The sequence below is a fragment of the Rhodocytophaga aerolata genome, assembly GCF_030503435.1.
Lineage (GTDB): Bacteria > Bacteroidota > Bacteroidia > Cytophagales > 172606-1 > Rhodocytophaga > Rhodocytophaga aerolata.
Genome location: NZ_JAUKPO010000020.1, coordinates 18655 through 30983, shown reverse-complemented (window position 1 = coordinate 30983; position 12329 = coordinate 18655). Strand labels below are relative to the sequence as shown.

The following is a 12329-nucleotide window of genomic DNA, read 5'->3' as shown; positions in this document are numbered from 1 at the left end:
AACACAATGAAAATTGACTTTGAAGAGTATTTGAATGGCTTTACTCCTTCCTACCGCAAAAAGTTAGAAGAAATCATAGGCCTTGCCCAGGTGGAGCTGACACTCTGCAATGAGAAAAACACACCTCATGTCTGTGTAGCCAAGTCTACCATAGAGGGTATGAAGGAAATCATTTTAAAAATAGTTCGCATTTGTGGAGCAACCGGCATGACTGTTAGTGAAGCCATTGCACAAATCGAAAGAGAACTCAATCCTTTTCATCCGGATGTGTACTAATCCGGCCTAGTGAATTTACCCAATGGCAAAGACAACCATACAAAAAGCTACAGAAAGCAGAGCCAAGATTGAAAAGCTTACCGGTAAAGCAAAAAGACCGGCTAAAGTGCTCAGGCCTGAGATTGACCTGAAACGGTCAAATGATCAGCTCAACTTGTTTGATGTAGACAAATTGATTGAAGAAATAGATTCTATCCGACCTAAAGACAAAGCGCAGCGCATTATTGATGAAGCTGACTTTTCTTCTAAACGGGATATGATTAAAAATTGGCTCATAGAAGAGCATGTAAAAATCTTGATCGCTTTTTCTGGTGGCAAAGATTCTATTGCTATGGCCTTGTTCCTGGCCTTTGAGTTAGGCCTGGGAACAGAACGCATCGAATTGTGGCACCATGAAATTGATGGGCATGGAGAGCTATTGTTTGATTGGGCATGTACTACTTCCTATTGTCAGGCATTTGCTGACCATTTTGGATTCAAGCTTTTATTCTCCTATAGAAAAGGTGGCATTGTTCGGGAAATGTACCGCACCAATGAAACCTCACAATCTATTTTCTTTCAGCAGGAACCGGGAGGCGAATATTCAGAGGTAGAATGTCAACAACAACCCAAATTCTTTTCAACTAGAAGAAAATTCCCTGCAAAGCATAAGGATATACAAGTTCGTTGGTGCTCTGGCAAAGTAAAAATTGATGTAATGGCAAAAGCTATTACCAATTCTGACCGCTTTTACAATTGCCAGCTTATGATCTGCACCGGTGAACGCAGGTTGGAATCTGACAAACGAGCTGAGTACGATGAAATAAAGCCCTACAATGGCATGACCAGGACCAGGAGAGCCTTGGTTTGGAGGCCTATCATTGATTGGACCGATAAGGAAGTATGGGCGATTATGGAAAAGTATAAAGTGCAGCCTCACCCTTGCTATGTCCTTGGTTGGTCAAGATGTAGCTGCCAGTGCTGCATATTCAATGATCAAGATACTTTCGCTACCATAGCTGAAATCTCACCTCAAAAAATCAAGCGCCTGGTAGAGATAGAAAAGGACTTTGATTTTACCATGTTCAATGAATATTCGGTAGCTGCTCATGCGGCCTTGGGTAATTCATTCCTACGCAAAAATTTTGAAGGGGATGATAGAAACTTAGTGTATTGGGTAAACCAGGCCATAGATGAATTTACGGCACCTATTATAGTAGAGAATTGGGTATTGCCTGCCGGTGCCTCAAATATGAAAGAATCTGGAGCAAGCTAGTATGAGAATCGAAACAAGACTTAAACGTTCTGCGGCTTATGGCATTGGTAAACAAATGGCAGATGCAGTTTATGTACATATTCAGTATGAGCATGTATTACCCCAAGGACCGTTAACCAAGGCTAAAAAGCTTTTACCCAAAAAGTTTGTCTATAACATTGTCAAATACAATCAAAGCGAAAAGAAAATCAGTTTTATCTACTCGCCAGACTTTGATAAAGCCAATGAACCACTAGTAGGACCTTATGTAGTGGTGCATTTTGATGGAACCGTTAGACAGTATCCTAATAAGCGTTCAGAGCCAATGGTCTATCACCACAAATGGCTTATGGTAGGAGAGGATTACACCGGCTTTTCCATAGAGAAAGCTAAAAAACGGTCTGCTGATACCTACGACCTGCATGTAAACAAATATAAAATAGGCTATAAATCATATTGGGATGGTGTATTGAGGCGCAATAGTCTGCCAAAATAACCTTAGCCAATAATTTTTTCAACTGTTATGATCACGTGTAAAAGTAAACCCTCTCAGCTAAAGGATAGAAGAGAAAAAAATAATGTAGCTGCTACTTCCATTAAGCAGGTACCCCGGCTGTTTAAGATTGCTCAATTTTTATCAGGCACTACAAACCTAGATTTAGGCGCTGGCAAGTATGCTCATGCTACTTCCTACCTACGGAAATTAAAGGTAAAGAATCTACGCTATGACCCGTATTCACTTCCTTTTGAGATTAACCAGTCCACTGCCTGCCAGCTCACTGAGCAATATGTAGATACAGTTACCATATCCAATACCTTAAATGTCATTGAGAAAAAGGACCTGCGGCTGGAGCTATTGCAGACTGCCTACAAGCATTTAAAAAAAGGTGGCCAGTGCTATATCACTATCTATGAAGGAAACGGCACCGGCAAAGGGAAAATCACCGGGAGAGGTACCTACCAGGCCAACCGGGAAATGGAAAGCTACCTGCCGGAAATTGCTACAGTATTCAAGCGCTATGCCTTGCTTGAAGGAATTATTATCTGCAAAAAGTAGGAGGGAGAGGGGATGAAAAAGGCACATATCCTACAGTATGATTTATTTACCGATAAGCTACTCAATGGAGCAACAACCCTAGAGGAAATCATACAGGCCGATAAACGGGACCGGGAGAACCTGATGCAGAAGCGTTACTCCAATAATCAAAAGCTTACTGTACTCTCTTTTGGAGGTGGCCAGGATTCTACAGCGCTCCTTTACTTGTATGTGAACGACAAGGCATTTAGGTCAACATATGCCCCTAATGACTTTGTGGTAATCATGTCAGACACAGGCAATGAGCACGAATATACCTATGAGCACATTGAGTACATCAAAACCTATTGTGAGAAGCATAACATAGAGTTTTACTTCATCACAAAAGATATGGGTTTTCATGGCCGTACCTGGCAGAGCCTCAAAGAACAGTATAGGGCAACTAGTACCTGCGGCTCAAACCGGTTCCGGAAAAACTGTACGGTTAACCTTAAAATCAATGTCATTTACCGCTTTTTAGAAGATTATATCTATACCAGATATAAGCTTCGCACCATTGGAGAAAAAGCGGCCTATTGGGAGTTTGTAGAGGCATTTGGAAAAATAACAGTCCTTATTGGCATAGCCCAAAAAGAAGAGAAACGCATTTCTGATAATAAGGACCTGCCAGCCTGGATGATTTCTACAATCGAAAAGCAATATCCATTAGTGGACCTTAAAATGGATAGAAAAGCTTGCCAGCAGTACATTCTGAGTGTCGGTGAAAAGGTGCCTATGCCTTCCAACTGCAAAATTTGTCCTTACATGAACCTGGTGGAGCTGCTATGGCTATACCGCAATTATCCTGGGGACTTTGACGAGTGGGTAGAATTTGAGGCCAACAAGATTATAAAATTTAAAGATTCACCGGTGAACCTGGGCGTTTTTGGCGAAAAGTTATTGCCGGAAGCACTCAAAGAAGCGGAAGCATTATATGGACACATGACGATGGAACAACTCAATGAGTACAAAATGTCGCATGGTCACTGTGTACAATCCCAATATTAAAATAACCATGAAATTAATCGAGCAACTAACCAATATCGGCTTTGACTTTACCCAGGCACCAGAGCCACTTAAAAATGCGCTACGGGTGCTCAATGGGTATACCGGCCAGTCTAATGGGAAATTAGACCTGCTGGACAATAAGCTATTTTTTAAACTCGCCCAGCTGTTCCCGGAAGATTCAGCCATACTACAGGTAAAGTCTGCCTGGGAAAAAGAAAATGCCCATGTGTTCAACGATGGTTTTAATTCCCTTTCCAATGATGATGATGACATTGCTATTGCTGCCAATCCTTCAATTAGAAGTTCTAATCCGGATTCACGCCATACTCATGCAACTGATCTTACTTTAACTAATAGCCATGATTCGCACCCTACTAGCCATACTGCTACTACTCTTCGTATGAACAATGATGTACATTCAGACTTGAAACAGTCTGTTGACCATAAACGGTCAGACGAAGCTGCACAGATTATTAATAAAGCTTTGGAAGAGGTACAGTCTTTACAAAAACCGGCTTTCCTACAAGCTATCACGCCTTCAAATAAAATTGATACTAAGCCGGCTGAATTCATTAGCCAGGTGAATCCACAGGTAGGAAGTTTACGGCCTAACTTTTTAAAAAATGCCTTATTAGGCTATGATGAAATATTAACCCTGGCCAATGGTGAAAAGCATAAGGTCCATTATGCCATTGTTGACCTGGATGAAATTCTAGCTTCGCATAATGAAGGAACCTTTGTTACCACAAAAGGCTATCCGTTAAATGCTACCGGTGCCAATATCAATGACCGTAATTACCTGCATGATACCAATGCACAAAAGCAGGTAGTAGAGTATGCACAGAATTTAGATGCAGAACGCATTATTTCTACTTCTGTGAACGTGTCCGGTACTCCGATCATAACAGTAGATGGCATTGTCATTTCAGGAAACAACCGCACCATGTCAACCAAGTTGGCAGCCAGACAATATCCGGAAAAGTACGAGGAGTATAAAAAGGTATTGCTTCATAAAATCAAAAGAGGTGGCTATGGCATAGAAGAAAAGGCGCTTACGGCCTTAATCTTAGGTGACCAGGTAATTAATCCAAATGTAGAAAATCCAACCGGTACCTTTTATACCAACCAGTATTTAAAGATTCGTAAGCCATTCCTGGTACGGGTAGATTATGATTTTGCAGCCTATAATACGGCTGAAATGGCAAAATACAACCAGGATACTAAAAAAGGGGAATCCCCTGTTGACAGAGCTATTAAGCTAGGTGCCATATTCGCACAGTCACCCCGTTGCCAAGAGGCCATGATCAATGAACTATCCTATTATGATACGTTCTCTGATTTTTACGCTAATTACTCTTCACAAAACCATATTAAAAAGCAGCTCATTGATTGCAATATCATTACAGAGGCACAAATGAGCAGCTATTATGAGCAAGGCTTTACTTCAGCCGGGAAAGATTTGATAGAATCACTTGCAGCCGGTATGGTCCTAGAACGGGAACCACTGATTGCAGCCAACCTGGAAGGAGTAAAGATTTTTAGGCAGATTATTATTGGCTCACTGACTGTATTACTGAAAAACAGAGGGTTTAAAGATGGGTTTTCACTCATACCGGCCATTAATGAAGCTGTTGTGCTCCAAAAGAAAATGCACTCTTCTAAGTTAACCATAACTGACTATGTTTTGCAATTGTCTGTTTTTGATGCAAAGCCTACACGTGATGGCTTACTGTTACATCAACTACTTTCAGCAGGTAAAATCATTTTTAAGAAGTCTATAGAGGCTTATAACTACTCTGTAGCCGATACCCAAGGTGCTAGTTTGTTTGGAGAGAAACCAACCAAAGAGCAAATTCTTAGGACACATATTGTTTCCAAACTGAATCCAAAAATTGTACAGTTCCTAGACAGGATCTACCCTGTTTCAAATGTGCCTGCACAGGCTGTAGAGGCTAGTTTGGTTGCACCGACAGCTGAAAAGGTAGTAGCTTCTAGTATCGAAGAAGTACCAAGTTTGCCACAAAGAGAGTACAAATATGTAATGGCTCTTAGGCCATTTGATATAGGTACCTATCCCAAAGAAAATTTCTTGCGCTTTGAAGAGGCTACAAGTCCGGATGAGAGATTTGGCATTGTTGTCTATAGCAAACCGATCCCTAAAAAAGAGTTATCTCATTTTAGTTTAGATGCCCTTTTAGATAAAGAGCAATTTGCACCAGGTAAGAAATTTATAATGGCAGATGCCGATTATACTTTCTATATCACTATCCTAGAATCTACCGCTACTTCCTTACTTGTCAACGCGCGGATGCCGGAAAATGACTTTGATGAAACCGACCCTTATGGTTCTAATCAGTGGTTAGAAATGATGGAGCAAGGAAAAGTTAGGCCGGTTGAACAGTTTCCATTTGAGCGGGCCTCTCAGCCGGTAGAAGTTATGCAGGCTGACCCGTTTACCTCTTTACTGGAGAGCAAAAATTCCTGGGAGATGAGCCTGGAAGAATTTAAAAAATATATGCCTTCACCGGCAATGGGTACCTATCACCGCAGAGCCGATGGAAAATATGAAGAACGAAGAGAGGGGAACAAACGAAAAGATGTATATGGCGTAGGCTTTGTTCATTACCATGTATTGATAGATGCCTTGCAAAAGGGATTACCGGTAAAATGGTCCAATTTGGTATCTAATTCGGATATGGTGCAGCCAAAAGACTTAGCTGATCATATCAAACATTATCCAAGTTTGGTAGATGATAGTGATACGCTGCCAAAGCTGGAGAACCAAGGTAAAAGAGAACATTTTGAAAAGCTACTCGCTGATTTGAAAGCTGCCGGTGTGGTATGCAAAGGAAAAGTTACCAAAACTTCTGATAATTACCCTATACACTATGAAATCGCTACCGACCAGAAAGTATCGAAAGATGAAGTGTTGCGAGTAATTATTTGGCATGGTGACAACCGGATTAATGTTACCGGTCCGGAAGGTGGTAAACCAAGAGGTAGCTATAAAGTGCATGAATTAGACCTGGTAAAAGAGTACTTAATTACTACCTACCATGCTTTAAAACAACAAGAGCAATATGCAGCTACAACAGGCCATGTTCCCTTTGACTCAAATAGGGTGGACCAGATACAGTCCACTGAGCACATACGGCCTGATGCCATTGAAGAGGATCGGTCAACTCTATCTGGCCGGACTGTATGGGTAAAAAATGCCAATGGTTTCTACAATGAGGCTGTTACCTCTTCATCGGATGGCAATAGAGTAGTCCTTAAAATTAAGGATATTATCAATCCTACGCAGTTTGTTAAAACTATTGAGGTTGACCGTAGCAAAGTGCTGACTGAACAGCCACAAGAAACGCCTGTAGCACTTGACAAGCCGCAAATCCACTATGTACTCTATAATGGGGAGCAAAAACAAGCCATGGTTACGCATACCATAGGTCAGAACCTGAGAATTATTCAGTTTCTTGATCAATATGGCATGGCTGAAGGGAATCATGTTGTTACGGCTACTTCCAATATCATTTATGTAAATGAGCCTGCTATTGAGCAAACTAGCTCAAATGAAGAAGAACTAGAAACTTCCCAATCCGCTACAAAGGTGCCTAGCCTTGCTGACCATGTACCTGGCTTGGAAATCATTAAAAGCCTAGAACCGATAGGATCAAATTCAATGGACCATTCTCGGTCCATTGTCAACGGAGAATATTTTACAAAGAATCCGGAGAAAGTCTTAGGTACCTTAAAAGCAGCTACTACCAGATTTGGTAAAATCATACACATTGTCACCGGCACCTTATCAGTTGCCCTTACTAAAATTCCTTATAATCTTCCTTCTACGATGAAAGAATCAGTAAATGAAACGGTAATAGCGCATGAATTACCGGTTGAGAACCAGGTTGCTCTGGAAAATCTTTCTAAAGCAATCGAGAATACAAAAAATGCAGTTGTTAAGCACCTGGTAGCAGAAAAGCAGTTCAAAACCGGTAGGGATTGTGGACCAGTTTACTGTTTTGAGGAAGCCCTGCAAGATTATAACCCCCAGTTGACCAAAGGCGAAATTGAGTGTTATGTATGGTACAAATGGAGCCAGGGAGAACAGTTAGGCGGCATGTGGAGCATCATGTTCCATTACAGCTACTCAGAAGATACCTTTACGCAATGGCTACAGAATGGGGTATGTTGCTATGATGGCTCAGCGTATGTGTATGCACCGATTTTCTATAGTGGAAACCTCTATCAGAAAATTTCCCTGATGAAGCAAAATGCTTCTAAAATCATAGAAGTAGTAGGAGAGCAACAGTTTAACAAGCAGATAGATACTTTAGAAAAGTTATTCCCTCCAAAACTCTCTATTACGGACCCAAATGCACAGAGTAGGTTAAAGATTAATCCTATTTCCAACTTTGCCAAGCAGTTTACCATTTCCTCACTGAAAGATGGCATCCCCTTTACCCGTATGTCTTATAAACATGAAAATGGCAAGTATGTAAAGGCTGGGATAGAAGAGTATAACCAGTCCCTTAATCAATCTTTCAGAGGCTATCTGAGCAAACTTACAGCCAATGAGTTTAGAAATGGAGCAACCAGTAATGAAGTGATTAGCTTCTTTTTGGATAATGCCAGCTTGTCTAATCCAAAAAAGGATAAGCAAATAGAAGCGGATAACATGCGTAAGAAGCAAAGAGCGATGTCGGAAGGCTTACGTTTGTTTGATATTTTCTTGCGTGAAGAATTATCTCCAGCAACGCAGCTCAGAATAGATTATGAATGGAACCAGACCTATAACGGTTTCAAAAAGATCAATTACGATAAAATACCGATAGCCTTTGAGTTTGGTAAGTTCTACAATGGAGATGTTTCGATTCGTCCTGAAAAGAGAGAGGGTGTAGCCTTTATCTTAAATGAAGGAAGTGGCATTATTGCCTATGACGTAGGAGTTGGAAAAACGTTTTGTGCCATATTTACCATAGCTCAATTTATGGCGGCTGACTATTGCCGCAGGCCTCTGATTGTAGTACCTAACCAGGTATACAAGCAGTTCATTGCAGAAATTAAAGGTTTGCTGCCTACAATCAAGGTAAATGAATATTACAACCTGGGTGTAGATATGGCTGAGAAAATAGCCGATGGGGGTATTGCAAGGCAGGTAGATGAATATTCCATTACCGTAGTTACCAAGGATGCCCTGGAGTTAATTGGCTTCACCCAAACTACTGAAGCGGATATGTTAGATGTGTTCTATGACATCTTAAACCAAGGAGATACCCAAAGTGCGAAAGAAAAAGCGGCTTTACGTGAAAAGCTGCAAACCTTAATGGGTAGAGGTATCAAAGGAAGTCTCTATAACCTGGAAGACTTTGGCTTTGATTTTTTCTGCTGTGATGAAGCGCACATGCTGAAGAAAGTATTTACCTCTGTAAAAGGAGATTTAATTGAGCGTGAAGTAGGCTCTGGTGATAGCAAGCTAGAAGTTAAGAGCCGGGATAAGTCACCCTATAAAATTCAGTCTGGCCAACCTTCGGCTATAGCGCTGAAAGGATTTATGATTTCACACTACATTCAGCACCACAACCAAGGCCGGAATGTGCTTTTGCTCACTGCAACGCCATTTACCAATTCTCCATTAGAAATTTACTCTATGCTGGCGCTAGTCGCTTACAACAAGCTAGAAGCTGCCGGGGTGAATAACTTAAAAGCCTTTTTCGATACCTATGTAGCTACTTCTAATGAACTGGTGATTTCTGCCAAGATGAAGCCGGAAAGAAAACAGGTAGTGATGGGATTTGATAACCTGGTAGCTATGCAACAGCTAATCCGCAGGTTTATCAACTACAAAACCGGTGAAGATGTGGGTGTAGAGAGGCCAAATAAGATTGTATTGCCGCTACTCAATAAAAAGGTAGATGGCGTACTCATACCTCTGTCTGATGAGGAGCGCATAGAGACTAAACTTCCTATGACTGCACAGCAAAAACGCTATATGCAGGATGTAGAAAACTATATGAATGAAGCCTCATTCAGTTTTGAGGACCTATGTACCAACCAGTCTTCAATGGATTTTGTAGAAGATGAAGATGCCATGCGTTCTGAAGGTATAGAGGTGGATGAATCTACCTTGTCAAGTGATGAAAAACAAGGTGTAAAGGTATTACGTGGTTTGTCTCTAGCTAGAAATATTGCTTTATCTCCGCATTTGTACTCTTGCTCTCAACTAGGTATGCCAACCTATAAATCCTATATAGAGCAGTCACCCAAGCTACAATACGTGATAGAATGTATCCGTAGGATAAAAATGTTCTGTGAGGCGAATCGCTGGCCGGTACCTGGTGTAATTATCTACATGGACCGGGGGACCGATTTCTTTCAGCATATTAAAGACTACTTGCAGTATGAAATTGGCTATACCAAGGATGAAGTAGGTATTGCAATCAGTGGTATAGCTGCTGCCAGAAAAGAATCTATCAAGAATAAATTCTTAGGCATTGGCTATGATGAAAAAACCGGTATGAACTTCGATTTACCGGAAGAGAAGCGTATAAAAGTCCTCATTGGTAGCTCCACTATCAAAGAGGGTATGAACTTGCAGAAACGTGCAGCCTTCATCTTTAATTGTTTCTTGGATTGGAACCCAACCGATGTCAAGCAGCTCGAAGGCCGGATCTGGCGCTATGGCAACATCTATAAGCATACCTTCATTATCAATCCGTTAATGGAGAACTCTATTGATTCTTTCATTTTCCAGAAGCTACAGGAAAAAACCTCTCGTATCAATGAAATTTTTGCCGACAACAACCGGGAAAATACACTGAAACTAGAAGAGTTAAACCCTGCTGAGCTGAAAACAGCCTTGATTACGGACCCATACAAGATTGCTGAATCTGAAATACAAGTCATTGGAGAAAGGCTGCAAGATAAAATAGATGGCATCCGGTCAGATATTGCTGGAGTAGAACGCTATAAAGAGGCGATTAAGAAAACGGCTGAACTCACGGAGAAACTACGGGACAATTTGCGAGGGCTTGCTAAAGAGGCTAAAGAGCTGGATAAGATTCAAAAAGCTGATGTGAAGGCGCTACTGCGAATTATGAATGATTTTCTGGAAACCAACCGCTTAGATTATGCTTACTCGTTCACCTATGAGCTGCAATCAGTGGCCAGGACCAAATTCAAAGGGGATGAAACCATACTAAAAGCCTATGGCCTAACCTATGAAACGCTAGATACGCATACTCAGAAGTTGGAAGCCCAGATTGAACAGGTTCAGAAAGAAAAGACTACTGCTACAGCCAAAGATGCCATACAGAAAATTGCCGATGAAATCATTGAGCAGCGTAAGCGTGAAAACTACAACTCTAAATCTGTCATGGAGCGTGTAGAAGAGTTTGCAAAAGTATTGCCGCTTCTTGCTGAACGGATGGAGTATGGTAAGAAATCTACACCAGTAGTACCACAAGCGGTTATCAGGCCTAAGTTTAACTCTGTGCCTCCAATGGATGCGGATGGTAAACGTCTGATTACAGAAGAAGCAATTGCCTTTTTGGAAGAACAAATTGCCAAACAGGAATCCACCAAAAAGCTTTACATCAATGAGCAAGGTATTTATACCGGTGACAGGCAAGCACTTCATGCTAAAATTGTCGCTGAGTTTACACAGAATAAGCCTTGCCAGACCAAACAGCCGGTAGCTATCCTTACCGGAGGCCTGCCAGGTAGTGGTAAATCTACTTTCTTAAAGAAGTCTCCTTATAAGTGGATTAACGATTCTTCCAAGCTTGTCCATGTAGATGCTGACGAAGTAAGAGCCAAATTGCCTGAATACAGAGGATGGAACGCTAATGCAACGCATGATGAAACCAAGGATGTAGTAAACATGATTTTGGACCAGATTGGCATACCTTGTACCTATGACCTGGTGTACGATGGAACCATGAACAAAATGAAAAACTATATTCCATTAATTGAGAAACTGCGCAATTATGGGTATCAGATTTATGTGTTGTTCGTGCGTGTGCCATTTGAGGTATCAAAAGAAAGGGTACTGAAGCGCTACCAGAACTCTGGCCGGTTTGTGCCAATCACAGTAATCGAAGAGGCCTATGCAGCCGGTGATACGGCCTTGAATCAGATCAAAACAATGGTGGATGGCTACATTGTAGTAGATGGGGTGACCTATGAAGAACTGGAAAAAGGAGGTAAATCTATTCCGCAAAGTAGAGAATATATGGATGATACGGACCAAGTTAGGTCCGATGTAGGCCAAGCTACAGCGCAATCGAGTGCTCCTGCCACAGATAGGAATGAAGGAACACCTGCAGACAATCCAATGAACTACGTGGAGTATATCTTAGGAGAAATCAAAAAGAAGTTTGTTAAGCAATTCCCTGAAGCCATATTCGATAAGCAAGGCCTGTTAGATCAGTACAATGAGTGGGTAGATTCCCATGGTCAGAAAAGAGCTACTTCTAACCTGGAGGATATTTACACAGCATACTTTAGGGACCAAGATCGGGTAGCTGCCTGGAAAGAATTACAGGACAACTATTACAACTTGATTGCTAAGATGAAGCAATCCTCTACGGTGCTAACAGCTATTGACCAAGAACGGTCGAATGAAGATGCTGCCAAGGTAAAGAAAATAAAATTGGCTAGAGCAAAAGCGGCTGCAGCTAATGCTAGAATCCGCATAGTTACGGCTATGGCTGCTTAATTTTTTAATCTTTCAAGCAG

At 41.3% G+C, this 12329-nt stretch carries 6 protein-coding genes; all 6 read left to right on the top strand.

Features of this window, described 5'->3' with window-relative positions; all coding sequences use genetic code 11:
* Positions 1-6: 6 nt before the first annotated feature.
* From Q0590_RS24860 to Q0590_RS24835, 6 genes are read left to right on the top strand one after another with little or no spacing between them, the layout of a single operon-like run.
* Positions 7-276: a hypothetical protein gene (locus tag Q0590_RS24860; RefSeq protein WP_302040333.1), complete on the top strand. Its 270-nt coding sequence runs from the start codon at positions 7-9 to the stop codon at positions 274-276.
* A 22-nt stretch (positions 277-298) separates the two neighbouring features.
* A complete protein-coding gene (locus tag Q0590_RS24855; protein WP_302040332.1) occupies positions 299-1531 on the top strand; it encodes a phosphoadenosine phosphosulfate reductase domain-containing protein in 1233 nt (410 codons plus the stop codon).
* Position 1532: 1 nt separating this feature from the next.
* Positions 1533-2006: a hypothetical protein gene (locus Q0590_RS24850; protein ID WP_302040331.1), complete on the top strand. Its 474-nt coding sequence runs from the start codon at positions 1533-1535 to the stop codon at positions 2004-2006.
* Between the two features lie 27 nt (positions 2007-2033).
* Positions 2034-2567 carry a class I SAM-dependent methyltransferase gene (locus Q0590_RS24845; protein ID WP_302040330.1) on the top strand — a complete coding sequence of 178 codons (534 nt, stop codon included), beginning with the start codon at positions 2034-2036 and terminating at the stop codon, positions 2565-2567.
* A 12-nt stretch (positions 2568-2579) separates the two neighbouring features.
* The gene (locus tag Q0590_RS24840; RefSeq protein WP_302040329.1) at positions 2580-3593 is read left to right on the top strand and encodes an adenine nucleotide alpha hydrolase family protein; all 1014 of its coding nucleotides are present in this window, start codon (positions 2580-2582) and stop codon (positions 3591-3593) included.
* A gap of 7 nt (positions 3594-3600) precedes the next feature.
* Positions 3601-12309: a zeta toxin family protein gene (locus Q0590_RS24835; protein ID WP_302040328.1), complete on the top strand. Its 8709-nt coding sequence runs from the start codon at positions 3601-3603 to the stop codon at positions 12307-12309.
* Positions 12310-12329 lie beyond the last annotated feature (20 nt).

What these genes read in the sequence shown, in the direction of transcription:
- Q0590_RS24860 (WP_302040333.1), top strand. Translation starts at nt 7, where the DNA reads ATGAAAATTGACTTTGAAGAGTATTTGAATGGCTTTACTCCTTCCTAC.
- Q0590_RS24855 (WP_302040332.1), top strand. Translation starts at nt 299, where the DNA reads ATGGCAAAGACAACCATACAAAAAGCTACAGAAAGCAGAGCCAAGATT.
- Q0590_RS24850 (WP_302040331.1), top strand. Translation starts at nt 1,533, where the DNA reads ATGAGAATCGAAACAAGACTTAAACGTTCTGCGGCTTATGGCATTGGT.
- Q0590_RS24845 (WP_302040330.1), top strand. Translation starts at nt 2,034, where the DNA reads ATGATCACGTGTAAAAGTAAACCCTCTCAGCTAAAGGATAGAAGAGAA.
- Q0590_RS24840 (WP_302040329.1), top strand. Translation starts at nt 2,580, where the DNA reads ATGAAAAAGGCACATATCCTACAGTATGATTTATTTACCGATAAGCTA.
- Q0590_RS24835 (WP_302040328.1), top strand. Translation starts at nt 3,601, where the DNA reads ATGAAATTAATCGAGCAACTAACCAATATCGGCTTTGACTTTACCCAG.